The 26426-nt window shown below is 40.7% G+C and carries 26 protein-coding genes and 1 pseudogene; 16 read left to right on the top strand and 11 right to left on the bottom strand.

What is annotated here, in order from left to right; translation table 11 throughout:
- Window positions 1-229 precede the first annotated feature (229 nt).
- The 6 genes from rsmA to dnaA form a co-directional block, all read right to left on the bottom strand.
- Entirely contained in the window at window positions 230-1105 is an 876-nt protein-coding gene (gene rsmA, locus AB5618_RS08055) for a 16S rRNA (adenine(1518)-N(6)/adenine(1519)-N(6))-dimethyltransferase RsmA (protein ID WP_173718496.1), read from the bottom strand.
- Window positions 1106-1189: 84 nt separating this feature from the next.
- Complete coding sequence (locus AB5618_RS08050; RefSeq protein ID WP_368366652.1) at window positions 1190-3850, bottom strand: hypothetical protein; 2661 nt, start codon at window positions 3848-3850, stop codon at window positions 1190-1192.
- A 52-nt stretch (window positions 3851-3902) separates the two neighbouring features.
- Entirely contained in the window at window positions 3903-5009 is a 1107-nt protein-coding gene (gene recF, locus AB5618_RS08045) for a DNA replication/repair protein RecF (RefSeq protein ID WP_173716656.1), read from the bottom strand.
- A gap of 1 nt (window position 5010) precedes the next feature.
- Window positions 5011-5226 carry an RNA-binding S4 domain-containing protein gene (locus AB5618_RS08040; RefSeq protein WP_021924414.1) on the bottom strand — a complete coding sequence of 72 codons (216 nt, stop codon included), beginning with the start codon at window positions 5224-5226 and terminating at the stop codon, window positions 5011-5013.
- Window positions 5227-5359: 133 nt separating this feature from the next.
- Window positions 5360-6475, bottom strand: coding sequence for a DNA polymerase III subunit beta (gene dnaN, locus AB5618_RS08035; RefSeq protein ID WP_173771302.1), 1116 nt, complete (start codon window positions 6473-6475; stop codon window positions 5360-5362).
- A 278-nt stretch (window positions 6476-6753) separates the two neighbouring features.
- A complete protein-coding gene (gene dnaA, locus AB5618_RS08030; RefSeq protein ID WP_118580826.1) occupies window positions 6754-8118 on the bottom strand; it encodes a chromosomal replication initiator protein DnaA in 1365 nt (454 codons plus the stop codon).
- 877 nt (window positions 8119-8995) lie between these two features.
- Between dnaA and rpmH the strand changes: the two genes are divergently transcribed.
- The 7 genes from rpmH to mnmG all read left to right on the top strand — a co-directional run bounded on the left by rpmH (window position 8996) and on the right by mnmG (window position 15997).
- Window positions 8996-9130, top strand: coding sequence for a 50S ribosomal protein L34 (rpmH, locus tag AB5618_RS08025; protein ID WP_005423866.1), 135 nt, complete (start codon window positions 8996-8998; stop codon window positions 9128-9130).
- A gap of 79 nt (window positions 9131-9209) precedes the next feature.
- Entirely contained in the window at window positions 9210-9575 is a 366-nt protein-coding gene (gene rnpA, locus AB5618_RS08020; protein WP_148463049.1) for a ribonuclease P protein component, read from the top strand.
- A gap of 73 nt (window positions 9576-9648) precedes the next feature.
- Window positions 9649-9873: a membrane protein insertion efficiency factor YidD gene (gene yidD, locus AB5618_RS08015; protein WP_118580820.1), complete on the top strand. Its 225-nt coding sequence runs from the start codon at window positions 9649-9651 to the stop codon at window positions 9871-9873.
- A 121-nt stretch (window positions 9874-9994) separates the two neighbouring features.
- Window positions 9995-11281, top strand: a complete 1287-nt coding sequence (yidC, locus tag AB5618_RS08010; protein WP_173771336.1) for a membrane protein insertase YidC — start codon at window positions 9995-9997, stop codon at window positions 11279-11281.
- A gap of 28 nt (window positions 11282-11309) precedes the next feature.
- Window positions 11310-12287, top strand: a complete 978-nt coding sequence (gene jag / locus AB5618_RS08005; RefSeq protein WP_118580817.1) for an RNA-binding cell elongation regulator Jag/EloR — start codon at window positions 11310-11312, stop codon at window positions 12285-12287.
- Window positions 12288-12687: 400 nt separating this feature from the next.
- Window positions 12688-14061, top strand: a complete 1374-nt coding sequence (mnmE, locus tag AB5618_RS08000; protein ID WP_173771306.1) for a tRNA uridine-5-carboxymethylaminomethyl(34) synthesis GTPase MnmE — start codon at window positions 12688-12690, stop codon at window positions 14059-14061.
- Window positions 14062-14113: 52 nt separating this feature from the next.
- The gene (gene mnmG / locus AB5618_RS07995) at window positions 14114-15997 is read left to right on the top strand and encodes a tRNA uridine-5-carboxymethylaminomethyl(34) synthesis enzyme MnmG (RefSeq protein WP_368366651.1); all 1884 of its coding nucleotides are present in this window, start codon (window positions 14114-14116) and stop codon (window positions 15995-15997) included.
- Between the two features lie 34 nt (window positions 15998-16031).
- Here mnmG and AB5618_RS07990 read toward each other — a convergent pair whose 3' ends face one another.
- Window positions 16032-16142: a DUF6783 domain-containing protein gene (locus AB5618_RS07990; RefSeq protein WP_319017814.1), complete on the bottom strand. Its 111-nt coding sequence runs from the start codon at window positions 16140-16142 to the stop codon at window positions 16032-16034.
- Between AB5618_RS07990 and AB5618_RS07985 the strand changes: the two genes are divergently transcribed.
- On the top strand, window positions 16092-16223 hold the full coding sequence (locus tag AB5618_RS07985; RefSeq protein WP_319017813.1) for a DUF6783 domain-containing protein: 132 nt from the start codon (window positions 16092-16094) through the stop codon (window positions 16221-16223). The two genes, AB5618_RS07990 and AB5618_RS07985, sit on opposite strands and share 51 nt — an antisense overlap.
- A gap of 98 nt (window positions 16224-16321) precedes the next feature.
- On the top strand, window positions 16322-17056 hold the full coding sequence (gene rsmG, locus AB5618_RS07980; protein ID WP_173716650.1) for a 16S rRNA (guanine(527)-N(7))-methyltransferase RsmG: 735 nt from the start codon (window positions 16322-16324) through the stop codon (window positions 17054-17056).
- A 109-nt stretch (window positions 17057-17165) separates the two neighbouring features.
- Here the strand turns inward: rsmG and AB5618_RS07975 are convergent, their stop codons facing one another.
- Window positions 17166-17432 carry a DUF6783 domain-containing protein gene (locus tag AB5618_RS07975; RefSeq protein ID WP_368361759.1) on the bottom strand — a complete coding sequence of 89 codons (267 nt, stop codon included), beginning with the start codon at window positions 17430-17432 and terminating at the stop codon, window positions 17166-17168.
- 130 nt (window positions 17433-17562) lie between these two features.
- On the opposite strand from AB5618_RS07975, the gene AB5618_RS07970 reads away from it, so the two are divergent.
- Genes AB5618_RS07970 through AB5618_RS07955 form a run of 4 tightly spaced genes read left to right on the top strand, consistent with a single transcriptional unit; the run spans window position 17563 to window position 23229 of the window.
- On the top strand, window positions 17563-18729 hold the full coding sequence (locus AB5618_RS07970; RefSeq protein WP_368366650.1) for an ABC transporter ATP-binding protein: 1167 nt from the start codon (window positions 17563-17565) through the stop codon (window positions 18727-18729).
- A gap of 3 nt (window positions 18730-18732) precedes the next feature.
- Entirely contained in the window at window positions 18733-19596 is an 864-nt protein-coding gene (locus tag AB5618_RS07965) for an ABC transporter permease subunit (RefSeq protein WP_173718488.1), read from the top strand.
- A gap of 13 nt (window positions 19597-19609) precedes the next feature.
- On the top strand, window positions 19610-21148 hold the full coding sequence (locus AB5618_RS07960; RefSeq protein ID WP_368366649.1) for a GldG family protein: 1539 nt from the start codon (window positions 19610-19612) through the stop codon (window positions 21146-21148).
- The gene (locus AB5618_RS07955) at window positions 21148-23229 is read left to right on the top strand and encodes a DUF4340 domain-containing protein (RefSeq protein WP_368366648.1); all 2082 of its coding nucleotides are present in this window, start codon (window positions 21148-21150) and stop codon (window positions 23227-23229) included. The genes AB5618_RS07960 and AB5618_RS07955 overlap by 1 nt, the downstream gene beginning before the upstream one ends.
- Window positions 23230-23391: 162 nt before the next feature.
- Here the strand turns inward: AB5618_RS07955 and AB5618_RS07950 are convergent, their stop codons facing one another.
- The gene (locus AB5618_RS07950; protein WP_368366658.1) at window positions 23392-23559 is read right to left on the bottom strand and encodes a DUF6783 domain-containing protein; all 168 of its coding nucleotides are present in this window, start codon (window positions 23557-23559) and stop codon (window positions 23392-23394) included.
- Between AB5618_RS07950 and AB5618_RS07945 the strand changes: the two genes are divergently transcribed.
- Window positions 23491-23643, top strand: coding sequence for a DUF6783 domain-containing protein (locus tag AB5618_RS07945; protein ID WP_368366657.1), 153 nt, complete (start codon window positions 23491-23493; stop codon window positions 23641-23643). The two genes, AB5618_RS07950 and AB5618_RS07945, sit on opposite strands and share 69 nt — an antisense overlap.
- A 599-nt stretch (window positions 23644-24242) precedes the next feature.
- Here AB5618_RS07945 and AB5618_RS07940 read toward each other — a convergent pair.
- Window positions 24243-24314 (bottom strand): annotated as a pseudogene (locus AB5618_RS07940) (DUF6783 domain-containing protein); the annotation flags it as partial.
- Between AB5618_RS07940 and AB5618_RS07935 the strand changes: the two are divergent.
- Together AB5618_RS07935 and AB5618_RS07930 are read left to right on the top strand one after the other, a co-directional pair.
- On the top strand, window positions 24291-24377 hold the full coding sequence (locus AB5618_RS07935; protein ID WP_368366656.1) for a DUF6783 domain-containing protein: 87 nt from the start codon (window positions 24291-24293) through the stop codon (window positions 24375-24377). The pseudogene AB5618_RS07940 and the gene AB5618_RS07935 sit on opposite strands and share 24 nt — an antisense overlap.
- A gap of 12 nt (window positions 24378-24389) precedes the next feature.
- On the top strand, window positions 24390-24536 hold the full coding sequence (locus AB5618_RS07930) for a DUF6783 domain-containing protein (protein ID WP_368366647.1): 147 nt from the start codon (window positions 24390-24392) through the stop codon (window positions 24534-24536).
- Between the two features lie 140 nt (window positions 24537-24676).
- Here the strand turns inward: AB5618_RS07930 and AB5618_RS07925 are convergent, their stop codons facing one another.
- Window positions 24677-25630, bottom strand: coding sequence for an alpha/beta fold hydrolase (locus AB5618_RS07925; protein ID WP_148463059.1), 954 nt, complete (start codon window positions 25628-25630; stop codon window positions 24677-24679).
- Between the last annotated feature and the right edge of the window lie 796 nt (window positions 25631-26426).

Below are 26426 nucleotides of genomic sequence, written 5' to 3'. Positions count from 1 at the left end.
AAAATTTCTTTTTCATATGTCAGTCACCCAAAAGTGATTGACTCTCCTTCCTTTTAAAAAATATATTTGAGACAAAATAAAAATCACCCTTCTAGCCACCGGGTGATTTTTATTTGTATAAGATTTATGCAGTAAATCATTTCCGAACATGTGAAGGATCACGGGAGCCGCAACGCTGCGAAGCAATCCGAAGATATCAAGAACGGGGCTTACGCCCCGTTCTTGATATCTATCTCAATTTATTAAATGCGTTTGCAAGATCAGCAAATTCTGCTAAAGTAAGCGCTTCGCCTCTCACATTTACCGGAATTCCGGTCTCTGCCATAGCTTTCTCAATTTCCTCTTTTGAAAAATCAAGCTCCTGGGAGTTCTTCAGTCCATTTACCAATGTTTTTCTTCTCTGATTAAAAGATGCCCGGATCAGCCTGAACATCAGCTTCTCATTGTCCACCTGCACTGGCGGCTCTTCATATCTCACAAGCTGGATAACAGCACTTCCCACCTTCGGTCTTGGCATAAAACAGTTTGGCGGAACATTCGCAATGATCTGCGGTCTGGCATAATACTGAACAGCCAGAGACAAAGCACCGTAATCCTTTGTTCCAGGACCAACCTGCATTCTGTCTGCCACTTCCTTCTGTACCATAATGGTGATGGAAGAAATGGGAACATGGTTTTCAAAAAGTCCCATGATGATTGGCGTGGTAATATAATAAGGCAGATTGGCAACCACCTTGATAGGCTTGCCCCCATTTTTCTCCTGTGCCAGCGCCGCAATATCAACTTTCAGGATATCCTCGTTGATCACAGTCACATTATCCCAGTCTTTCAAAGTATCATTTTCCAGAATCGGGATCAATGTCTTATCAATCTCTACAGCCACCACTTCTCTGGCTGCCTCAGCCAGATACTGGGTCATGGTTCCAATACCCGGTCCGATTTCCAGAACAAAATCATCCTTGGTGATCTTGGAAGCCTCGATTATTTTTTCCAGAACATGGGTATCGATAAGAAAATTCTGACCAAACCTTTTCTGGAAAGCAAAATTATACTTTTGAAGAACTTCAATGGTATATTTCGGATTTCCTAAATAAGGTCTGGTCATATTAATTTCCTCTTTCTTTTAAATTATTTAATCATTATCTGCAAATCACACAATCTGGGCAGCTGTCTGCAATTCCCCTATTACTTATTTTGCAAAATCTTTCTCATAAAGAACCGTAAATCCATCACGGTCTACTCTCTTTTTCTTATTAAACTTCAGAAGTCCGCCCTGGGATTTCGCCATTGCTGCGTCAAGCATTTCCTTAACTGCGCCAATGTTCATAGGCTGGTCTTCTTTCTGGTTCACACCGATCAGATTATACAATGCAAGCATTCCCATCTGGTCGATCTTGTAACCATTTTCCTTGGTGTAAACTCTTGCAAAGTTTACAAGTTCATCATTGGTAAATACCGGAATGTTGATTATGGATGTAAACTTCTTGGCAAATTTCGGGAATCTTGCAATCAGCTTACGCATTCCGATCTTCTCATCCTCAATAATCACAGTAAGTCCGTCTGTGCGGAACTCCATAGCCTTATCCAGAATATCCACTGTTTCCTGTGTCAGTTGATTAGCATTCTCAATGACAAGGAAACCACCGCTAAGTTTACCAATCACTTTCGTAATATCCATCTCATTCAGCTGGTCGGCAAACACATAAGCCACCTTGGAAGCCGGCAGATTCAGCTCTTTACAGATTGCCGGAATCAGACTTGCGATCAGTCTTGTCTTACCAGTTTCTTTCCCACCCATGACGATCACGTTTCCAGTCTTGGAGGTCTTATCAGCCGCTGCCATCTGCACATCGCAAAGTGCACTGATCAGCTGTTCCCGCATTCCCGGAACCTTTACAAAATATGTAAACAGCTTCTTCTCATCATCGGTAAGTGATTTCTCTCTTGGCACAATGTCAGATGGATTTCTCTTATCCTTTGGCTGAATAGAATCAATAAACTGTTCCAGTTCTTCTTCCTCGGAAAGAGATTCAGAAGACTCTTCTTCCTCTTCATCCTCGTCAAAATCAAAGTTTTCGTCCTCAGAATCTTCCGGTTCTTCCTCTGCATCTTCAGTTTCAACCACATCATCAGCAGCTGGAGGCATATCCTCATCCTCTTCTTCTCCAATGCTCTCTCTGAGAAGCTTGGCAATAAATTCATCCTCAGACATGGAATCATCAGAAGGCTCTTCTTTCTCCTTATGTCCTGCCGGACCATTCATAAACTCATCCTCAGCAGCCTGAAGATCCTCTTCGGAAAGGAATTCCTCTTCCTCAAGTTCTACAACCGGCTTTTTCTGTTCTGGTTCTGGCTCGATTTCTTCCTCGTCCTCAGTGATAACTTCCTCTTCTTCCGGAATCTTCTCTACTTTTTCTTCTTTTACAGCTTTCTGAGGTTGTGTAGATATTTCTTTGGCGACTTCTACAATTTCTTTATTTTCTTCCTGAACTTTCTCTTCATCTACCTTCTCATCCGGAATCTCAATTCCCTGTGCAGAAGCAGCAGCAAGAATCGTATCCTCCAGATTGAAATTTGAAAAATCAAATGCAGGTTTCTCGTCTTTCATTTTCTCCGCAGCATCAGCCTCATCACTGAAAAGGTTATTCTGTACAGGTGCCTTGGGAACCTCAATCTCTTCCGGTACCATATTCTTCATAGAATCCGGAATATTCAGTGTAGGCATTTTCAGGTTCTCAACAGGTGTTTCTGTTTCTGTGGAAAATGCGTTCTTCTCTTCTGCAGACTCTGAACGATCTGCATTCTCTAAACCTTCTGTATTTTCTTCTGAAACTGCTTCCGCTGATTTCTCTGCAGTCTCATCTGCTGTATTCACAGATTCTTCAGCAACAGTCTCCTTGGTATTCTCCACTTTCACCTTGCCAGTTTCAGGCTCCAGCTCCGGTACACTTTCATATTCTTTCTCAGAAGCCGGATCACGAAGCATTTCTTCCTGAACCTCTTTCGTCTGCTCAGTGGAAACAATGCTGTCTTCCATTTCATCCATCTTACGGCTTCCAAAAATGTCACGAAGTCCTTTGGAAATTTTATCCTGAAGACTCTCTACGCCATCCAGATCCTCATTCTTGATCTGAATACTTTCAATAGATTCACTTCCCTGGTTCTCAGCTTCCGGTGCTTTCTCTTCTTCCTTAATGGTATCTGCTTCCTCAGGTTTCAGAAGCTTCGGTACAAACTGCTGTTCATACCGCTCTTTCTCCTCGCCGGTAAGAGCACCCATACGCTGTTTCAGGTCCATAGCCTTCATCACGTAGTTACCCTCGTTGAACCAGAGAATGATCTCGTTGCAAAGCTCCAGACATTTCTCTTTGTCACCATCCTGATAGTACAGTTTGGCAAGCTCGTAAGACCATTTTTCGGTAAATTCTTTCTCCTTATAATCCTCCAGAACCTTGATTTGCTCTGCAAGAGGAGCCTTTTTTACTTTCAGGATCTTGTATTTCAGGATGTACTGCGTATTATCATTTGGCGCAACTTCCCTGTACTCCTGATAAAATTCCACTGCCTCGGAAACCTGTCCCAGCTTCAGGGAAACTTCTACAAGACGATAAAGAATGTTCTTACCAATGGAGGCTCTGTGATAAGCCAGCAGGAAAATTTCCTTGCTGTCCTCATAGCGTTTATTGGCAGCATAGATTTCACCAACCACACAAAGGGTACGAACATTTTTCACACGGCGCCAGTCAATGCTGTCTACAACATTCATGGCTCCCTTATAGTCCTTCTGTTCTACTAAATGGTTAATCTCTTCAAGTTTAACCCGAAATTCCTCTTTGTCCAAATTTTTCACCAACTTTCCATAGTTAATGCCAGTTTAGCATATCGCATACTACTTCGCAAGCTTATTTATCTGCAGGACATCCCATCGGCTGATACACATGCCCCGCCACAACGTGAAACACTTTATTGATCGTAAACTGATGACTGACAAAATCATCCAGACCAGTACAGGTGATCATGGTCTGAATATCATGAATACTCTCAAGAAGATAATTCTGACGGCTGCTGTCCAGCTCCGAAAGGACATCGTCCAGAAGCAGAACTGGTTTATCATGAATGATCTTCTCCACCAGATAAATCTCCGAAAGTTTCAGGGAAAGAGCTGCTGTTCTCTGCTGCCCCTGCGAACCATATTTGCGGATATCAATTCCGTTCACAGCCACCATTAGGTCATCCCTGTGAGGTCCGGACGAAGTCATTTTCATCCGAAGATCCCGGTCTCTGTTGCGGAAAAGGCTCTCTTCCAAAGCCTCACTCTCCACGCTTGGTTCATATATCACTTCTATATTTTCAATACCGCCGGTAAGATTTCTGTGAATTTCCTTAATGATCTCATTAAGGGACTCCACAAATTCTCTTCTTTTGCCAATGATCTTACGGCCATAATTTACCAGCTGCATATCCCATACATCCAGAGTCGCTCCAAGATCCGGTCGCTTATACATATCCTTCAGCAGCTTATTTCTCTGATTCAGAACATGATTGTATCCGGCAAGATCTGTGAGGTATAGTTTATCCAGCTGACAAAGCTCCGCGTCCATGAATCTTCGTCGCTCTCCCGGACCGTTTTTGATAATATTCAGATCCTCCGGGGAAAAGAAAACCAGATTCACCACACCGAGAAGCTCTCTCGCCTTCTTTATGGGAAGCCCGTTGATTGCCACGCCCTTGGCCTTATTTTTCCGAAGGTGCATGTCAATCTTATAAGACATGGAATCTTTTCCCACCATCATGCGGATATGGGCTTCATCCTGTTCAAAGCGGATAATCTCCCGGTCTTTGCTTCCTTTATGGGATTTGCTGGTTCCGCACAGATACACAGACTCCAGGATATTTGTTTTTCCCTGTGCATTATCCCCATAAAAAATATTAGTTCCTTTGTCAAAAGAAAGTTCCAGCGATTCGTAATTTCTGAAATTGCTTAATTTTATGGATTCAATATAAGCCATTTTACTCGTTTCCGGACAGAACCTTCACATCCTGGCCATTATAGGAAATAACGTCACCGCCATAAACCTTGCGGCCTCTTCTGGTATCTACTTCGCCATTTACTTTTACAAGTCCGTCGTTGATCACATATTTTGCCTCAACGCCGTCTGATACAAGGTCAGCAAGTTTCAGTGCCTGGCCAAGTTTGATAAATTCATCTCTGATTCTGATTTCCAATTTTCTGCCTCCACTCTTCTGGCATCACGACTGCAATTCGTTTTCGGACTGTCTCCAGCCATTATTGGCAGTCCGTGTTCACTTCCATTCCTCTTCCAATTGTCTGTTACGTTTCTCTCTGTGACAAGTGTCATTATCTTGCCTGGTTCTGATTTATGTTAACCGGAAGAATCAGATACGTGTAAGTTTCTTCCTCATCTCTGATAAAGCAAGGTGCTTTCGGATTCACTAGGTAAATGTCGATGGTCTCATCATCAATAACCTTCAGTGCATCGATCAGAAACTTGGGATTAAATCCGATCAGAATATCTTTACCCTCTTTCTCAATATCAATATCCTCGTTCATGGAACCCATTGCAGAATCAATCTTCAGCTCCATGCTGCCATCTGTAATGTGGATAATGATCGGTTTCTTATCTCCTTCTCTTACAAGGAGTGTGGCACGGTCGATACAATCCAGGAATTCTTTTTTGTTAATGGAAAGTTTGGTCTCATAATCGCTGGAAAGCATCTGGTCAATACGGAAATATTCCCCCTCGATCAGACGTGAAACTACCATAGTCTGGTCAAATTCAAATAAAATATGATTGTTTGTGAAGAAAATGCTGACTACATCATCCATTTCTCCGGATAAGATCTTACTGATCTCATTCAGAGTCTTGCCTGGAACTACAACCTTGCGGTCTGAATAGTCTTTCTTCAGAGGCATTTTGCGGATCGCAATACGGTGTCCATCCAGAGAGACAATTTTCAGACAATTATCCTTAATTTCAAACAGTTCACCAGTCATTAATTTGTTGTTATCGTTGACTGCAATTGAGAATATTGTCTGATAAATCATATTCTTTAATGTATATTGAGAGATAGTTAATGGTTCATCTCTTTCAATCATAGGAAGATATGCGAAATCTTCTCCTGATTTTCCAGGAATATTAAATTTTGCTTTCTCACAGGTGATAGTTGCAGCGAATTTTTCATCAGTTTTAATGGTAACATCGTTGTCTGGAAGTCTTCTGATGATCTCGTAAAAGATTTTCGCATTCAGGGCAACCATTCCTTTTTCTTCTATAGTACCTTCGACAATGGTTTCGATTCCAAGTTCCATGTCATTAGTAGTAAATTTGATCTGATTTGTTGTTGCATCAATCAGAATACATTCCAGAATTGGCATAGTTGTTTTGGATGGTACAGCTTTTAAGGAAATGCTGACGCTCTTCAACAAGTTACTTTTGGAGCAAATGATTTTCATAATGTGTATAACTTCCTTTCTGGAGAAAATGGGTTTTTCATTAAATATATTTAAGAAGATATCCGCCGTATCCGCCGTAGGGGGTGTGAATATGTGAAAAACTCACTTCCGCCCAGTGAATAAAAGGGTTTCGGGTATGGATAACTTCGTGTAAAAGCATTGGTTTAGAGTGTGAATAACCTGTGTAAAACCACATAAGCGATTTTGTTGCCAAAAGTTATTCACATTAATACACATAATGTCAACATCTTATACACATGAAATGTGGAAAAAATGTGTTAAGTTTGTGGATTAATTTTTTTCTTTAATGTATCGATGGTGTTCTGGAGCTGTTCGTTGGTCTGGAGCTCCTTTTCGATCTTTTCTACGCCGTGCATAACGGTAGTGTGGTCGCGATTTCCAAGATACTGTCCTACATTTTTCAGCGGGATCGCCAGAATTTCACGGCAAAGATACATTGCCACCTGTCTTGGCATCACGATCTTGGAACTTCTTTTATTTCCACAAAGATCGGCAGTACTTACATTAAAATGCTCTGCTACCATAGAAATAATGTAGTCTGCAGTAATCTGTTTATTTTCATTCGGTGCGACGATATCCTTCAGAGCCTGCTCGGCAAGTTCAAGGGTAACCTCTTTTTTCTCCAGTTTTGCATAAGCAACTACCTTATTGAAGGCACCTTCCAGCTCACGGATGTTGGATTTGATATTATTTGCAATATATTTGATAACATCTTCGCTTACATTGTAGCCGTCCATGTCTTCTTTTTTATGAAGAATGGCCATCCTGGTCTCGTAATCCGGCAGAGTAATATCCACGATCAGTCCCCATTCGAATCTGGAACGGAAACGCTCATCCAGAATTTCCATATCCTTCGGCGGTTTATCGGAAGATATGATAATCTGTTTGTTTGCACTGTAAAGGCTGTTGAAGGTGTGGAAAAATTCCTCCTGCGTGGATTCCTTTCCTATAATAAACTGAATATCATCAATGAGAAGGACATCAATGTTACGGTATTTCTCGCGGAATTTACTCATGGCGGTGTTATTTCCATTACGGATGGTCTCGATCAGCTCATTGGTAAATTCTTCACTTGTAACATAGAGAACCTTACTGTTATCATCATTTTCAATAATAAAGTGGGCGATGGAATGCATAAGATGGGTCTTGCCAAGTCCTGCACCACCATAGATAAACAGCGGATTGTACGTATTTCCCGGAGATTCCGCTACTGCCAGGGCTGCAGCCTGAGCCAGTTTGTTGTTGCTGCCCACGATAAAAGTATTGAATGTATATTTGGGGTTCAGATTTGCTTCTTCACATCTGGCCTTAAAACGGTTGTCCTGATCAGGTGCAGCGTCGGAAATGGATTTCTTCGCCGGGACGTCTTCTGGAAGGATAAATTTCACTTCGCAGTCGGTCATTCCGGTAACTTCGCTTATGGTAACCTGCAGAGGCAGTTTGTAATTCTTATTAATGTAGCTTAATCGCACCTGGTCGGAAGCGACGATGGTAACTACATTTCCACTGACATCATAAACCTTCAGGGGTTTCAGCCATGTGTCGAATCGAACATCGGAAAGATCGTGCTCCTTTTTCACAATTCCCAGGATTTCATCCCATTTTTCTATTACTGTGCTCATTTTTTCCTCCCGTACACATCTGATTGTTTCTTATATTAAATGATGCCGTCCGTCGGCGACATGTCCGTTTATCAAAATACCAGCTGGAAACAGGAAATTAGGGTGTGGCAGGCTAAATATACCGGAATTTTACTGGTATTTTGATAAACGGACATAAATATCCTTATATATATTATAATAAATCCTGTCTTTTCGCAACGACAAAATCTTATTTATATAGGAAATTTATGTGGAAAATTATGCACATTCGGAGAAAAAATTAAGATTGCTGTGGATTACCTAAAAGAATGAGGGGACGAGGAGGAAAATGTTGTTTTGAAGCTAAAAATAGGAAAAATAAATGGGGAAAAGTATAGAATTGTCCACAAAACATCCACAATTTAAAAAAATTGCAGTGGATAATAAAAAAATTCAAGGAAAAAAATGGGGGATATCTTGTGAATAAACTGGAAAGTTATCAACATTTTGTGTGTGGATAAATGTGGATAAATAGGTTGATAACCATTCTGGTTACCATAACATGGTTTTACGGGTTTCAATAATGAAAAATTATGTGTATAACTCTATCCACTGTCGAATCCCCTCGAAATATACTGTTTTTTGTGACATATGCGTTAAAATCAACAGTCAAAAGTGGATATTTTTGCTGATAATCCCCAGGTTATCCACAAGTTATCCACAAAATGTGGATAATGTTACGTAAACCTTTTCAAAATGACAGGTTATGCACAGTGTGGAAAACTTTGTGGATATAAAAAATTCCAGGAAAGCAAGAATTTTTACTTGACGAGAATGCCATTTATGAATATAATTGAAATGATGTTCTGATTAGGTTAATAATTTTAAATTCCATATAGATAAAGGAGGTGCTTTACCTATGAAAATGACATTTCAGCCGAAAAAAAGATCTAGAGCGAAAGTCCATGGCTTCAGAGCTCGTATGAGCACAAAAGGCGGACGTAAAGTATTAGCTGCCAGAAGATTAAAAGGAAGAAAGCAGTTATCTGCTTAAGACCGTTAAGACCGCAGTTACTGTGGTCTTTTCTTCTATACAGAAATAATTATTTCAATATCATATAAAGGAGAATCAGATGGAATACTCAGACTCCTTAAAGAAAAATAACGAATTCCAAAGGGTATACCGAAAAGGAACATCACAGGCAAATCGGTATCTGGTGATGTATGTGCTTGAGAACCATGACAGGCACATGGAGAATCGTCTGGGAATATCTGTAAGTAAAAAAGTTGGGAATAGTGTGGTACGCCACAGAGTCACCAGACTGATACGAGAGAGCTACCGCCTGAATGAAAGATCCTTCCGTCAGGGACTGGACATTGTAGTGGTCGCAAGACCAAATGCAAAGGACAAGTCCTATCAGGAGATTGAGAGTGCGCTTATGCATCTTGCAGGCAGAATGAAGATCCGCCGTGAGGCTGAGCTTCATGTGGAAGATTAAACGGTATTTGGGCAGTATTGTTGGTTCGGTAAAGGAGCGGCAATATTGAAACAGATTTGCAGGAGAAATTATCATGAGCAGATTTAGTCCAAGGAATATCATGATTCATATGATTCGTCTCTATCAGAAATATATATCGCCGATGAAGAGAACAAAATGTCCTTATATTCCCACATGTTCTCAATATGGTTTAGAAGCAATTCAAAAATATGGTGCGTTAAAGGGCGGGCTTCTTGCAGTGTGGAGAATTTTGCGCTGCAATCCTTTTTCACATGGAGGATACGATCCTGTGCCATAAACTGTACTGAAACAGATGGTGTACAATAAATGACACTTTAAACTGATTTTCAGCACAAAAACTCAAACTTTGACAATTGAATAGTTACACCGAAAAAGCCTAGGAGGAAACAAACTTGGATATGATTTTATTAACGAAGAGCAGTGTCCCGATTATTGGACAGGTTGCTTCTATTATGGGCTGGATCATGGACGGGATTTACAGAGTTCTTGATCTGGTGGGTATTCAGAACCTGGGTCTTTGTATCATTATCTTCAGTATTATTATTTATGCACTGATGACACCATTGCAGGTTAAACAGCAGAAGTTTTCTAAATTAAGCTCTGTTATGCAGCCTGAGCTTCAGAAGATACAGAAGAAATACAAAGATAAAAAAGACCAGGCGTCCGTGCAGAAAATGCAGGAAGAAACTCAGCTTGTATATCAGAAATACGGTGTTTCACCTACCGGCAGCTGTGTGCAGCTGTTGATCCAGTTTCCTGTCCTGATGGCATTATGGCAGGTTATTTACAAAATTCCTGGTTATGTTGGCAGTGTAAAGAATGTTTTCACAGGCCTTGTTGATCAGATCACAAGCGTAAGTGGCTACACAGACCTGATCCAGAGCTTTATCACAGACAATAAGATGACTCGTGTACAGCTGGCGCTGGATAACGGAAAAGCGACCAGTAATTCTGTCATCGATTTCCTTTATGCATTATCTCCATCTCAGTGGAAAGATCTTGCATCAATGGATCAGTTTAAGGGATTTGCAGATACCATTAACACCACGTCTGCAGAAATTTCCAAAATGCAGAATTTCTGTGGATTAAACATTGCAGATCAGCCTTTGAATTACATTAAGGCTGCTTTTGAGGGAGCATCTATTGCACTGGCAATCGCTGCACTTCTGATTCCTATTCTTGCATGGGCGACTCAGGTACTGAACTATAAGCTTATGCCACAGGCTACTTCATCTGCTGAAGGAGCTGTTGATACAATGCAGGCTTCCATGAAGACTATGAATACGGTTATGCCGCTTATGTCAGCAGTATTCTGTTTCACATTCCCGGTAGGTCTTGGTATTTACTGGATCGCAAGTGCGGTTGTAAGAAGTGCTCAGCAGTGGTTTATCAATCGTCATCTTGATAAGATGGATATCAATGATCTGGTAAACGAGAACATGAAGAAGATGGAGAAACAGCGTACGAAGGAAGGACTTCCGCCGCAGAAGATCACCAATCAGGCAAACCAGTCTACTAAGAATATCAATACCAAGATTGATAAAGGTTCCAGTAACACAAACGCAGAAGAGAGAGCCAGAAAAGTAGAGGAATCCTACCAGAATGCAAGAAATGCAAAACCTGGAAGTATTGCAGCAAAAGCAAATATGGTCAGGGATTTTGACGAGAGAAACAAGAAGAAGTAATTGTTGTCGGGAACGGAGGGTTTCATAGATGGAGGAGTTTATCCAGTTTTCAGCAAAAACGAAAAATGAAGCAATCACCAAGGCGTGCATCGAATTAGGTGTTTCCAGTGATCAGCTGGAAATTGAAGTGGTTTCTGAAGGTAGTTCCGGATTTTTTGGCATCGGAAGCAAACCGGCAATCATTAAAGCACGCAAGATCAATACAGTTTCTGAAGAGGATGAGATACAGGAAATCGTTGATACTGTTAAAGTGGATGCGATTAAGGAAGAGCAGAATAGAAAGCCTGCCAAACCTTTTGTAAAAGCTGAGAAACCGGCACCAAAGAGTGAACCGGTGAAAGAAAAAGCACCTGTAAAAGAGGCGAAAGAGCCAAAGCCTTTTAAAGAGCCAAAAGAAAAACAGCCGCGCCAGCCGAAGGAGAAACCTTTTAAGGAGCGTCCTGTAAAAGAAAAACCGGCAAAAGAAAAAATGCCGAAAGAGCCAAGAGAAGAGAAGCCGAAACAGTCCAAACCTGTTGAGATCATCACAGATCCGGCAGAGATCAAAGAAGTGGAAGAGAGAGCAATTGTTTTCCTTCGCGATGTATTTGCATCTATGAATCTTGGTGAAGTGGAGATCACTTCCAAATACAACACAAATGACGGTTGTCTGGAAGTTGCTTTTGAAGGAGAGGATATGGGAATTCTCATCGGTAAGAGAGGACAGACCCTTGACTCCCTTCAGTATCTTACAAGCCTTGTTGTAAATAAGGGCAAAGCAAACTATATCAGAGTAAAGCTCGATACAGAAGATTACCGCAGACGTCGTAAAGAGACTCTGGAGAATCTTGCAAGAGGAATTGCCTACAAGGTTAAGAAAACCAGAAAGCCAGTTGTACTTGAGCCGATGAACCCATATGAGAGAAGAATCATTCACTCAGCACTTCAGGGCAATAAGTATGTAGAGACTGTCAGCGAGGGCGAAGAGCCGTATCGTCATGTGGTTGTAAAATTAAAAAGATGGTAAATCTTGCATAAAACATCTGAATGTGTTATAAAAGATTTGCAGAATGAATAAGAGGTTATTCCAGGTGAAAGATGGAAGAACTGAAGCGTTATGCTTTTGTTTTAATATCTTTCCCTGGGGTAACTTTTTTTGTATAATAAAATAAGATGATAGGAGTGTCAAAAAGTCTTTTGCCACTCATTTGATACCCAGGATTGCGATCCAGCTACGCTGTTCCCACAATCCTCCAAATATTCGAAATCCGCTGATTTATTACGTAAATCGCTGCTTTCTCATATTTGGCGTGTCCCAGGTTCAAACGCCTCGTGCAAGCATGAACGACTTTTTGACCTTTTGACACTGGTATTATAAGATGTGTTAAGTTTATAATTTGGATTGTAATTTACATGGAGGAAATCACATGAATACAACGATTGCAGCGATATCTACTGCTGTGAGTGCTTCGGGAATCGGAATCATCCGAATCAGCGGCCCGGAAGCCATGGACGTTATATCCCGCATTTACCGTTCCAAGGGCGGGAAAAAGAAAATTAAAGAAGTGCCCACCCACACCATTCATTATGGTTATATCTATGACGGGGAAGAAATTGTGGATGAAGTTCTGGTCATGGTCATGCGCGCACCCAAAACATTCACAGGAGAAGATACCGTGGAGATTGATTGTCACGGCGGTGTCTATGCCATGAACCGGGTTCTGGAAACGGTTTTGAAAAAAGGTGCCAAGATTGCTGGTCCCGGGGAGTTTACCAAGAGAGCCTTCTTAAATGGCAGGCTGGATCTTTCCCAGGCAGAGGCAGTTATGGATGTGATTCAGGCGAAGAATGAATATGCGTTGAAAAGCTCCATGAGTCAGCTGAAAGGCTCTGTACAGAAGACCATCAAGGAGATTCGAAGCGACCTGATCTACGAGATTGCTTTTATCGAGTCTGCTCTGGATGATCCGGAGCACATCAGTCTGGAGGGATATCCACAGAAATTACATGGAATTGTGGAAAAAGAGCAGAAATCCATTGAAGAGTTGTTGAAAACTTCCACAGATGGCAAGATCATCCGGGAAGGAATTGAGACGGTTATCGTGGGTAAGCCAAATGCAGGTAAGTCCTCCCTGTTAAACCTTCTTGTAGGGGAAAATAAGGCCATTGTAACGGATATTGAGGGTACTACAAGAGATATTCTGGAGGAGTATATTACCCTTCATGGAATTACGCTGAAAATTGTGGATACGGCAGGCATCCGCGAGACAGAGGATGTGGTGGAGAAAATCGGTGTTTCCAGAGCCCGGGAGGTTGCAAAAGGTGCAGATCTGGTGTTATACGTAGTAGACAGCTCTACACCGCTTGATGAAAATGATGAAGAAATCATTGAAATGCTGAAAGACAGAAAAGCAATTGTACTGTACAATAAAACAGATCTTGCTTCGGCTGTGAGCATGGAGGCATTAAAGGAGAAAATCAACCATCCTCTCATTCCGATTTCTGCGAAAGAGGAGACTGGAATTGCCCAGCTGGCGGATACCATTAAGAGTATGTTTTTCAGCGGGAAAATCTCTTTTAACGATGAGGTTTATATTACAAATGCCCGTCACAAAGAGGCATTGGAAGAGGCAGCAGACAGCCTTGCAATGGTAAAACAGAGTATTGAGGATGGCATGCCGGAAGACTTCTTTTCCATTGATCTGATGGCTGCTTATGGAAGCTTGGGGAAAATTACCGGGGAAGAAGTTGGGGAAGATCTGGTGAATGAGATATTTAGTAAGTTTTGTATGGGTAAGTAGTGGTAGAGGGACGCGATAATATATGAATGAGTGTGTTATAGAGGAGATAAAAATGAAAAATTTAGAGGAGAATTATGACATAGTAGTGGTCGGTGCCGGACACGCTGGCTGTGAGGCTGCGCTGGCTGGGGCGAGACTGGGATTGAATACGATCATGTTTACGGTAAGCGCAGAGAGTATTGCGCTGATGCCTTGTAACCCAAATGTAGGCGGTAGTTCAAAGGGACATCTGGTCCGTGAGTTGGATGCTCTTGGTGGAGAGATGGGAAAAAATATTGACAAGACTTTTATTCAGTCTAAGATGCTGAACTGTTCCAAGGGTCCGGCAGTGCATTCCCTTCGTGCTCAGGCTGATAAGCAGGCTTACAGTAATGAAATGAGAAAGACGTTGGAGAATCAGGAGAACCTGACCATCCGCCAGGGAGAGGTTACCAAGCTTCTGGTAGAGGATGGCAAGATCACAGGTGTGAAGACGTATTCCGGCGCTGTCTACCATTGTAAGGCGGTAGTTTTGTGTACTGGAACTTATCTGAAAGCACGCTGTATTTACGGTGATGTAAGCAATTATACAGGTCCAAATGGACTGCAGGCAGCCAATTATCTGACTGATTCTCTGAAAGAACTGGGAATTGAAATGTTCCGTTTCAAGACTGGAACACCTGCCCGAATTGCAGGAAATACCATCGACTACAGCAAGATGGAAGAGCAGTTTGGGGATGAGAGAGTAGTGCCATTTTCTTTTTCTACAGATCCGGAGGATGTGCAGATCGAGCAGAAATCCTGCTGGCTGACTTATACCAATGAGACTACCCATGATATTATCCGTGCCAATCTGGATCGTTCCCCGTTGTATTCTGGTATGATCGAGGGAACTGGTCCACGTTATTGCCCGTCTATTGAGGATAAAGTAGTTCGTTTTGCAGATAAAAAAAGACATCAGGTGTTTATTGAGCCAGAGGGAATGTACACAAATGAGATGTACATTGGCGGTATGTCCAGCTCTTTGCCGGAAGATGTGCAGGAGGAAATGTACCACAGCGTACCAGGCCTTGAGCATGCAAAAATTGTGAAGAATGCTTATGCTATTGAGTACGATTGCATTAATCCAAGACAGCTTTATCCAACGCTGGAATTTAAGAAAATTAAAGGTCTTTTCAGTGGCGGACAGTTTAACGGAAGTTCAGGTTACGAGGAGGCAGCAGCCCAGGGACTGATCGCTGGTATCAATGCAGCCATGGAAGTGCTGGGAAAAGAGCAGCTGATCCTGGATCGTTCTGAGGCTTATATCGGTGTTCTCATTGATGATCTTGTTACAAAAGAGAACCATGAGCCATACCGTATGATGACCAGCCGTGCCGAGTACCGTCTCCTTCTTCGCCAGGATAATGCGGATCTGAGACTTCGTAAAAAGGGCTGGGAGGTAGGTCTTGTAGATGACGAAACCTATGCAAAAGTAGTGGAAAAAGAACGCTTGATAGCGGAAGAAATCCAGCGTGTGGAGAATACAAATGTGGGTATGACAGAGGCAGTTCAGAGCCTTCTGGAAAGCAAAGGAAGCACACCACTTAAGTCAGGAATCAGTCTTGCAGAGCTGATTCGCAGACCGGAGCTTTCTTATGCAGATGTGGCTCCTATTGATAAGAACCGCCCTGAACTTGCCTGGGATGTGCAGGAGCAGGTAAACATTAATATTAAATACGACGGCTATATCCGCCGCCAGATGAAGCAGGTAGAGCAGTTTAAGAAACTGGAAGCCAAGAAAATTCCAGAGAATCTGGACTATGAGAAAGTAAAGAGCCTGCGTATTGAGGCACGGCAGAAACTGGAACTTTACAGACCTGTTTCCATTGGACAGGCATCCAGAATTTCCGGTGTTTCACCGGCGGATATTTCGGTGCTGCTGGTTTATATGGAGCAGTATGGGAAAAATCGTTAATAAAGGCGCATTTTTGCGCTTACGCAAGTAATAATCATATGCCAGAGCCTGTTTGAAAAATCGTTCCCGCAATCTGCACGCCCCACTTTGCGGTATATTTCACCCGAATACGGTTGCCGTAGCCAGCTGCAGCGCCCTCATCCAGGTGAAATCTCCCACAAATTGTGACACACATCTTGCAGAAAGCCTTTTTCAAACACGCTCTAGTGGATTTCACCTTCGTTAAAAACGCACCTGAAATGACCTGCTAAGAAATATTACTTGCAAAAACGCTGTGTATTAATCAACTGGAAAGTAAGTAGTTTGAGGTATAAGGAGACATATATGGAATACGATTTAACACTCTTTGAGAAAGGACTTGAAGAGCTTGGAATTGCTCTGTCCAAGGAGCAGAAGAAGCAGTTTATCACTTATTATGAGTACCTTGTAGAGAAAAATAAGGTAATGAATTTAACTGCAATTACCGAGTACAACGAGGTAATTTTAAAGCATTTTCTTGACAGTTTATCTATCGTAAAAGTTGGCAGTTTTGACCACAAAAAGCTGACGGGAAAGTCCGTGATCGACATCGGAACCGGCGCTGGTTTCCCTGGAATTCCGCTGAAAATAGCTTTTCCAGAGCTTAAAATTACCCTTCTGGATTCTTTGAATAAAAGGGTGAATTTCCTTAATGAAGTAATCGAAATGCTTGGATTAAAAGACGTAACAGCCATCCACGGAAGAGCTGAAGACTATGCGAAACAGAAGGAACACAGAGAAAAATACGACTTCTGTGTCTCCCGCGCAGTAGCCAATCTAAGCACCCTTTCCGAGTATTGTATCCCCTTCGTAAAAGAAGGAGGCAGCTTTATTTCTTATAAATCCGGCAAGATTGATGAAGAGCTTGCGCAGGCAGAAAATGCTGTGAAAATCCTTGGTGGAAAAGTTCAGGATGTAGTGAAATTTCCACTTATGGACACGGATATGGATCGTTCTTTCGTTGTGATCAAGAAGATGAAACCGACCGCCAAGAAGTACCCCAGGAAGGCTGGCTTGCCGGCGAAGGAACCGCTGGCGTAGAATATGTGTTAATATTAAGATAACTTTAGTCCTGAAAGAGGAAGAAATCCGTACTATATTTCTCTCCGATAATATCGGCGATTTTTTCTGAGATAACATAGGTTCTGTCTCAATCACTTTCAAAGGAATTGTCTTCATTGGGAATAGTTTGGTTAGTAGCTTGGTTAGTGTGATTAACCAAGCTACTAACCAAGCTCTTAAACATAACCATAATATCCTCACACTTAATCGTATATTCTGGCATAGGATTTCCAGCTTCCTCGCAACTGTCTTTGATTTTTTCTATTCCACATCCCCGTGCCTTAGAGCGTGTCTGAAAAATCATTCCTGCAATCTGCACGCCCCACTTTGCGGAATGTATTTTATTTTGGGACACATTTCCAACACAAAATAATCACATATTTCTCACATAATTATCTAAATTTCCTCACAGGTTGCACATAAAATAATCATAGATAGATGCATGGGATAAGCCATGCATCTGCAACTTGAAGGAGGTAAGAAACTTGATTGAAGTAAAAAATCTGGTAAAACGCTACGGCGATCACACCGCTGTAGACCACCTTTCTTTTGAAATCGAGAAAGGCAAGATTTATGGTTTCCTGGGCCCCAACGGCGCCGGAAAATCCACAACCATGAATATGATAACCGGCTATATTGCATCTACCGAGGGAACAGTAGTCATAGACGGTCATGATATTCTGGAAGAACCTGAGGAGGCAAAAAAATGCATCGGATATCTACCCGAAATGCCGCCCCTTTATTTTGATATGACCGTTCTGGAATATCTGAAATTCGTAGCAGATCTGAAGAAAATTCCTAAAGATAAAAAAGCCACTATGATCGAAGAAATCATGGACATGGTAAAGATTACTGACATGAAAAATCGTCTGATCAAGAACCTTTCTAAAGGTTACAGACAGAGGGTTGGTATTGCGCAGGCTGTGCTTGGTTACCCGGAGGTTATTATTCTGGATGAGCCGACTGTCGGTCTTGACCCAAAACAGATCAACGAAATCCGCGATCTGATCAAAGGCCTGAAACAGAAACACACCGTTATCCTTAGCTCCCATATTTTGTCCGAAGTCAGCGCCGTTTGCGACTACGTGCTGATCATTTCCCATGGAAAACTGGTAGCCAGCGATACCCCTGAGAATCTGGGAAAACTGGCAGCAGGCTCAAACAACCTGAATCTGTTTGTAAAAGGTCAGAAAGACACTATCAGAGCCGCTTTGGAGGCCGTAGAAGGGGTAAAAGAGGTTACGGTAAAGAAAAGCCCGGAGGAAGGCGTATATGCCATTACAGTGGGAACAGAAGAGAATATGGATGTGCGCGAAAAAGTATTCTACAGTATGGTAAATGCCGGCTGTCCGATTCTTGAAATGCAGTCTAAGAAAGTTTCTCTGGAGGAGATCTTCCTTGAACTTACAGAGAGCGAGAAAAAAGATAAAGATGCGTCAGGAAAAAAATCTGGAAAATCTTTCTTTAAGACGGCAGCAGATGCTGAGAAGTATTTGAATGAGAAAAACGAAGATACTGTCCCTGATAATGGACTTGAAGAAAAAGACTTTGATGAATCTGGCGAAGTATCCAATGATGTGTCAGATAATGGACTGTCTGGTGATAAACAGGATAGTTTTGCCGCATCTGAGAAAGAAAAGGGGGAAGAGTAAACCATGCTTGCTATTTATAAAAGAGAGCTGAAAAGCTACCTGACCTCCATGGTCGGCTACCTGTTTATGTTTTTTGTGTTGCTGATCGCAGGTATTTACTTTTCAGCGTACCAGCTTTCAGCTGCTTATCCGAAATTTGAATATACTTTAAATGCCATGACCTTTGTGTTTCTGATTGCAGTGCCGATCCTGACCATGCGTGTACTTGCTGAGGAAAGAAAGCAGAAAACAGACCAGCTTCTGCTTACTTCTCCAGTATCTGTATCCGGCATCGTAATGGGAAAATATCTTGCACTTGTGACTATTTATGCAATCCCTATTGCAGTTCTGGCAACCTATCCGCTGATCATGTCAAAGTTCGGAACCGTTGCATTTGGCTCTGCGTACACAGCACTCCTTGGATTTTTCCTTCTGGGAAGTGCAAACATTGCAATTGGCGTATTTTTCTCAGCAATCACTGAGAGCCAGGTAATTGCAGCTGTTCTTACCTTTGTATTTTTATTTGCTTTTTATATGATGAATGGAATTTCTTCCTTTTTCTCAGAAACAGCAATGTCTACATGTGTGACATTTGGCATTCTGATCATAGCGCTTAGCCTTATGATCTACAGTATGATTAAAAATGCAGTGATTTCAGGTGCTGTCTGCGTGATTGGAGAAGTGGCACTGGTGATTATTTATGTTGTAAAATCCAGCGTATTTGAAGGAGGAATCCAGAAGGTTCTTGAAGTGTTTAACTTAAGTTCACACTTTGAAAACTTTACAAACAGTATTTTTGATGTGACTGGAGTTCTTTATTTCCTGTCTGTCATTGCCATTTGTATATTCCTTACCATGCAGACAATTTTGAAGAGACGTTGGAATTAAGGAGGTGGGGAAAATGTTTTTTAAGAAGAAAAATGATAACAATATTGACAATAACGATAAAAATGCAATTGATATTGAAAGTGCTGAAAGTAATAACAATAATAACAAAAAAGAAAAACGAAAATTTAAAGACAGTATTAATAAAAAGTACTTGAAAAATGGAAGCTATAGTTCTGTTATGATTGTTGTTTTCGTTGCTATCATTATTGTTATAAATATGATTGCTGGAAATCTTCCTTCAAAGTATACGCAGCTGGATATCAGCTCCGAAAAACTTTACACCATCGGTGATGAGACAAAAGCGATGCTGAAAGATCTGGACAAGGATGTAACCATATATCAGATCGCCCAGAGCGGAAGTGAGGATGAGACTATCAGTAATCTGCTTCAAAGATATGCAGATGAATCTGATCATATTAAGGTGGAACAGAAAGATCCAGTGGTCAATCCTAAATTTGTCAGTGAATACACCAGTGATAACCTTTCCTCTAATAGCTTAATTGTTGTATGCGGAGACAGAAATAAGGCTGTAAATTATAACAATATTTACGAATCTACAATGGATTACAACACATACAGTTATCAGACAACAGGCTTCGACGGCGAAGGACAGATCACAAGTGCTATCGCATATGTAACCAGTGAGAACCTGCCGGTATTGTACACATTAGAGGGACATGGAGAGCAGGAGCTTGATTCTACGATCAAGGAAGATATTGAGAAAGCAAACATGGAAATCAAATCCCTGAATCTGCTCACAGAAGGAAGCGTTCCAGAGGATGCCAGCTGTCTGCTGATTGATTCTCCTACAACGGATATCTCAGAGGATGAGAAGACCGCATTGATCGATTATCTGGAAAATGGTGGAAAAGCAATGATTTTCTCCGATTACACAGGAGAAAAAATGGAAAACTTTGATGCAGTGCTGGAAAACTACGGAGTAAGCAGAGTAGATGGCCTGGTATTTGAGGGCGATGCACAGCATTATGCCGCGCAGATGCCTTACTACCTGGTTCCAACTGTAAACAGCACAGATATTACATCTGATGTTGCTTCTTCTGGATATTACATCTTGATGCCTTATGCGCAGGGAATCCGGAAATCTGATGACGTGAGAGACACTGTAAATATTGAAAGTCTTCTTACAACTTCCGACAGCGCATATTCAAAGACAGATTTGAACAGCGGTTCTCTTGAAAAGGAAGACGGTGATGTGGATGGTCCATTTGACCTGGGTGTCAGCATTACAGAGACTGTAGATGATGATAAAGAGACTCATATTATTTATTATTCCACATCAAACCTGCTGCAGAGCCAGATCAATCAGATGGTTTCTGGTGGAAATGAGAAACTTGTGATGGCTTCTTTAAGTTCTCTGGTAGACACAGAAGACAGTACAACAGTTTCTATCCCATCAAAGAGTCTGGAAGTATCTTATCTGACTTTGACAGCATATGATGCAAGCTTCTGGAAAATCTGTACCATTGGTCTGATTCCTGGAGCATTCCTGTTGATTGGATTTATGATTTGGTTAAAGAGGAGAAAAGCCTGATGAAGAAAAAATCAGTAAATCTTATTACAGCAGTGGGCGTTTTGGTTGTCCTCAGCGGCGCATACGTAGGCGTAAAAGCCTACGTAGCCAAGCAGGAGGCCGCGGATACTGAAAGTGCGGAGGAAGAAAATCCGGAAATTATTTCCATAGCGTCTGCTGATGTGAAATCAATAAAATTTGTAATTGATAAAAAAGAAGTTACCTTTGAAAAAGATGGAGATTCCTGGGTGAAAAGTGATGAAACTGGTTTCCCGGTAGATCAGGATAAAATCGATACACTGGTCAGCTCCCTGAATTCTATAAAAGCGGAAAGAACACTGGAAAATGTGGAGGATGCATCAGAATATGAACTGGATCAGCCGGATAACACGATCACGGTTACCACAGAAGATGGGGAAACGACAGTAATCCGGCTTGGAATGGAGAATGATTCCACAAGTCAGGAATACATTGACTTGAACGAGGATTCTTCTACGGTTTATGTAGTAAGCAATTCTACGTTTTCTTCTTTTAAAGGAACTTTGTACGACTTTGCAAAAAGCGGCGTTTTCCCAACTGTGGATTCCTCTACGGTCAGCAAAATTTCTGTAGAAGGAAAGGATTCTTCCTATGTTGTAGAGAAAGATGAAAATGATTTCTGGAATATTACTGGTGATGGAGAGACTGAGAAAGCAGATTCCGCGAAGGCCACTTCCTTAGCCAGTACATTATCCAGCGTGGCTTATGCAAGTTTTGTAAATTATAACTGTGCAGAAGATGAGCTTTCTCAGTACGGATTAGATAAGCCGTATGCAGAGATTACAGTGGATTATCAGGAAGAAGTTGAGAAAGAGTCCACTGATGATGAAAACGAGGCTGAAAATGGCGTTGAGGAGATCTCAGAGGTATCTGGGGATGAGAACCAGACGGATGAAAAAGTGGATTCTGAGACAGATGGAAACGAAAGCTTAGATGAAGATGCGGATTCTGAGACAGATGGAAGCGAAAGCCCAGATGAAGATGAGGATTCTGAGACAGATGGATACGAAAGCTCAGATGAAGATGTGAATGTGGCAGACACAGAAGATTCAGAAGCTGTAGAAAATGAGAATACAGATGAAACAGCAGATGACAATGTTGAAGCAGAAGATACAGATGTAACTGTATCAGATGACGAGGCTGGGGCGGAAACTGCAGATACTGAGTCTACAGAAAGTTCTGAAGATTCAGAAGAAGAATCAGAACCAGAAACTGAAATGGTTGACAGAGAACTTGTAATTCAGGTTGGAGATCAATATTCAGATGGTGGAAGATATGTTCGTGTAAATGACAGCAACGAAATTTATACAATCTCCGAAGATTCTCTTGATACTTTCCTTGGAAAAACAGATGCTGATTTCTGGGATTTGACAGTAAGCTATTTGTCTGTAAATAATCTGGATACTCTGGATGTGAACTACGGAGAAAAAGATTATATCGTAAATGTTTCACGTGAAACATCTGAGGATGAAAACGTAGAAACATCGGATAATGAGACGGAAGATGAAGATACAACAGATAATATCAGCAGTGATGTTGCCGACGGCAACGATGTAGAGGGAAATGCTGCTGATGATAACACTTCATCAGGTGATTTGACCGACGAAGATACTGAAAATACAGATGACAGTTCTTCTACTGCAAGTACCACAAGCTCAACCAGTGTAACCTTATCTTATACACTAAATGGAAAAGACCTGGACAGCACAACATTTACAACGTTCTACAATAAGCTGATCAACATGACAGCGCAGAAACGTCTGACTGATGAATTTAAGTCCAATGTAAATCCGGAAATGACTGTGAAATTTACAGATATAGATGGCAATGAAATGGAAGTGGAGTATTATTCCTATGATACAAATTACTATGCCGCTGTTGTAAACAAAAAAGTATATCTGGTAAACAAAATGACAGTGAAAGAACTATTTCAGGCATTTGAATCTGTAACTGGTGAAAAAGAGAAAAACGAAAGCGCTGAGACAGCAGATCCTGAAACAAATGCCACTACAGATAATGCTGAAACAGAAACGACAGAGACTTCAGAGGATGTTGAAGAGTAGCTAAAAAATATGCTAAAAAAGATCTTTGCCTGTGAAAAGAACAGGACAAGGATCTTTTTTTGTTGCTTGGAAAAACTGTTGAATTGTCTTCTGCATAAAAATTCTATCGAATATGAATATGCGTATATATTGTTTTATGAGTAACTACACTAATCAAGCAGGCTACGTGGAATTGAGGGATGGATGAAAAAACGCGTGGCGGGCTACGCTAGAACGTGTTTGAAAAAGCAGTCCCGCAATTTGCACGCCCCACTTTGCGGTATATTTCAACCGAATTCGGTTGCCGTAGCCTACTACGGCGCTCTCATCCGGGCGAAATCTCCCACAAATTGTGACACACATCTTGCAGAAAGCTTTTTTAAACAGGCTCTAAGGTTTATTTGTGCGAGCGGATCCACAGGAGGTGGGGTATAGTTAGTTCAAAAAATAATGTGTGAGAGAGTACTTGAAAAAGCATTCCTGAAATCTACGTGCCCAATTTTACGGTATATTTTGCAGAATGCCTTTTCAAACACGCTCTGGTCCGCTGACATTTCAAACGGTATGAAATATGTAATTAACGTTGGCTATTTTATCTGTTTAAATTTCTATATGCATTTTTTTGAAAATAAATTTTTAAAATCTTTGACTTTTACTCATATGGTTTTAAATTAGTTGACTGTATGAAAAGTCCGAAAACAGAAACTTTGCTTTTACTTTCTGCAATATTACGGTAAATATAAAATGTAATAATAACATTTATAAAATAAAAACCCATTAAAATACGCGATAAAGTCCAAAAAATGACACTTGACAACATAATGACACAACAAAGACCTATTTAATGTACTATAAATAACAAAACAAGCAAATGAAACCGTAAAAATCCTCTAAAAAATATATTGTCATGCGGAAATATACTTTTAAACAATTCTGATTAAAACAAAAAGATTGTATAAAGATAAAACAGAACAACGCATAATTGAAAAAATAACAAAATAATACGAAAAGAGCTCTGAGATATATTTTAAAAATCATTTCGCAATCTGCATACCCCAATTTGCAGTATATTTTACCTGTAGTTGGGTGTTGTAGCACGCTACAGCACCCTCATCCTGGCTAGCTCACCCACAAATTGTGGCGTACATCTTGCAGAAAGCCCTTTTTAAACACGTTTTGGAATGTATCAAAAAAATCATTTTCGCGATCCGCATACCCTACTTTGCAGTATATTTTTCCTGAATTTGACTGCCATAGTTCGCTACGGCAACCTCATCCTGGTCAAAGTCCCACAAATTGTGACGTACATCTTGCAGAAAGCTTTTTAAATATGCTCTGGAAATATAGAAAGAACAGGAAAAGTATAAAGTATAATAAATTATCATTACAAAAACAAAAAACTTCGAAATTATATTGTACAATTTCGAAGTTTTTATTTTGCTTTGAAGACATATCTATAACTTTATTTTTAGAAGAATGCACCAACCTGCTCAAGAAACGCTTCTATATTCTCAATATGTGGAAAATGCTTGGAACATGAAATAGTTGCTGACTCAATTGCTGGATTTACTTTCTGATAAGCTTCTACAATTGCGGCACCATTTGGTTCGTCTTCGCCCTCTACGATATAAATACTATTATCAATTGATTCTACAGCATGACGAATGTTGATATTCATATATTTAGCACTTTGGCTGGAGTATAGACATTTTGCATAATACCCACCTTTGTGTGCAGCTTCATAATATGCATCCAGGACATCTTTATCTACATGGAATGGATTATAATAAAGATTATCAAGGAAGAAATCATTAATTGTTTCACGTGAAACAATTATATGGTAGATAAAGGTTCCAAATATAGGCAGTTCGATAAAGAATTTGAATAATTTATCCTTTTTTGTGGTAGTTTGGGCAAGAGAAATCATGCTTACCGGATTAATAAACATGATTTTATTAATGCTTTCTTTATCGTAAGCAGCGGCAGTAGTAACAAATGAACATGAGAAACCACTTGCAATGATGTCGGTTTTCTCTTTAATTACATTTTTTATAAAATCGCAGATGATTTGTACGAAAAGAAAATTTGTATATGTAATTCCAGCCTTTTCCGAACGTCCGCAACCTAATAGATCGAGGGTATATACGGTGTGTTCCTGAGCGAGCTGATCCTCAACACGAGACCATTCGTATCCACTGGCTCCAGGCATTGTATCATGAATAAGAAGAAGTGGAGAACCTTTTCCCTTCTTGGTATAATAAATTTTTCCGAATCGCCAATTATAATAGTTATGATTGGAAAAATCAAGCATTTCTTTTAACTGGGAAGAGGCAACAATTACTCTATTGGTGAGATGGATGACGCCAGCGGCAATCGTAGTCAACGCAGCCAGAGTCAGAATTTTATGTTTAGTGTCTTTCATTTTATAGAGGACCTCCTTTGGGTTTGTATGTATATTATACGCCAAAGAGGTTGATTTTACAATGTTTTTTGACGTATAAATAGGAATTGACAGAATATTGGGTTGTTGTTTATTATGTGAACAGCAACACGCTTTGCGATACGCAGAAAACAAGAATTCGCATAAAGTTCTTTAGGAGGGACGCATTTGGACAATGTGTACTGGCTGGGACTTGTTGGTTGGTAAGAACTTTTAACGAAGGGGGGAGAGTGAGTGACTGGTTTCCCTATACTTTTTTTGCAACGATAGATTGGCAAAAAAACAATAAAGTTGCGGAATACCAACTACTTCCTCTCACCACTCGTTGTTGTCGTTACTGTTTCTTTCTTCCCTTTCCAGTAACCAGCGATTTTGCAATGTATATTCGCAAGCTGCGCATTTCAGGAGCGGTTTTAGTGGAGGCGAGATCCATGACTTACGGAGACTTAGGCGCGAAGGCTCTCCTGAGCGTCTTAGTCGTAGTTAGTCATTAGCTTGCCGGAACGTTGCGACGCGTGGCGGTGAATATACATTGTGAAATCGCGTCCGGAATAACGACCAACACATTAAATAGCAATAGAAAATAATAATAACTTCGCTAACATGTTAACTGACAACAAATATATCCATAAAAAATGTTTAAAATCTCATAATTAGGGTTATAATTAATAAGAAGATAAAAATAGACAATATTTTTATGAAAAGAAATGCCATTTTCTATGTTTCACGTGAAACATTATGTGGCGAGATAAATTTAAAAGTGTTATAATAGCAATAG

The sequence above is a fragment of the Ruminococcus sp. J1101004sp1_RTP21198st1_B9_RTP21198_201120 genome, assembly GCF_040924245.1.
Classification (GTDB): domain Bacteria; phylum Bacillota; class Clostridia; order Lachnospirales; family Lachnospiraceae; genus Blautia_A; species Blautia_A faecis.
This window is presented reverse-complemented; position numbering and strand designations above follow the sequence as displayed.

What these genes read in the sequence shown, in the direction of transcription:
- AB5618_RS07955 (WP_368366648.1), top strand. Translation starts at nt 21,148, where the DNA reads ATGAAGAAAAAATCAGTAAATCTTATTACAGCAGTGGGCGTTTTGGTT.
- yidC (WP_173771336.1), top strand. Translation starts at nt 9,995, where the DNA reads ATGATTTTATTAACGAAGAGCAGTGTCCCGATTATTGGACAGGTTGCT.
- AB5618_RS07960 (WP_368366649.1), top strand. Translation starts at nt 19,610, where the DNA reads ATGTTTTTTAAGAAGAAAAATGATAACAATATTGACAATAACGATAAA.
- rsmA (WP_173718496.1), bottom strand. Translation starts at nt 1,105, where the DNA reads ATGACCAGACCTTATTTAGGAAATCCGAAATATACCATTGAAGTTCTT.
- rnpA (WP_148463049.1), top strand. Translation starts at nt 9,210, where the DNA reads ATGGAATACTCAGACTCCTTAAAGAAAAATAACGAATTCCAAAGGGTA.
- jag (WP_118580817.1), top strand. Translation starts at nt 11,310, where the DNA reads ATGGAGGAGTTTATCCAGTTTTCAGCAAAAACGAAAAATGAAGCAATC.
- AB5618_RS07930 (WP_368366647.1), top strand. Translation starts at nt 24,390, where the DNA reads ATGTATCAAAAAAATCATTTTCGCGATCCGCATACCCTACTTTGCAGT.
- mnmE (WP_173771306.1), top strand. Translation starts at nt 12,688, where the DNA reads ATGAATACAACGATTGCAGCGATATCTACTGCTGTGAGTGCTTCGGGA.
- AB5618_RS07925 (WP_148463059.1), bottom strand. Translation starts at nt 25,630, where the DNA reads ATGAAAGACACTAAACATAAAATTCTGACTCTGGCTGCGTTGACTACG.
- recF (WP_173716656.1), bottom strand. Translation starts at nt 5,009, where the DNA reads ATGGCTTATATTGAATCCATAAAATTAAGCAATTTCAGAAATTACGAA.
- dnaA (WP_118580826.1), bottom strand. Translation starts at nt 8,118, where the DNA reads ATGAGCACAGTAATAGAAAAATGGGATGAAATCCTGGGAATTGTGAAA.
- rsmG (WP_173716650.1), top strand. Translation starts at nt 16,322, where the DNA reads ATGGAATACGATTTAACACTCTTTGAGAAAGGACTTGAAGAGCTTGGA.
- mnmG (WP_368366651.1), top strand. Translation starts at nt 14,114, where the DNA reads ATGAAAAATTTAGAGGAGAATTATGACATAGTAGTGGTCGGTGCCGGA.
- dnaN (WP_173771302.1), bottom strand. Translation starts at nt 6,475, where the DNA reads ATGAAAATCATTTGCTCCAAAAGTAACTTGTTGAAGAGCGTCAGCATT.
- AB5618_RS07965 (WP_173718488.1), top strand. Translation starts at nt 18,733, where the DNA reads ATGCTTGCTATTTATAAAAGAGAGCTGAAAAGCTACCTGACCTCCATG.
- rpmH (WP_005423866.1), top strand. Translation starts at nt 8,996, where the DNA reads ATGAAAATGACATTTCAGCCGAAAAAAAGATCTAGAGCGAAAGTCCAT.
- yidD (WP_118580820.1), top strand. Translation starts at nt 9,649, where the DNA reads ATGAGCAGATTTAGTCCAAGGAATATCATGATTCATATGATTCGTCTC.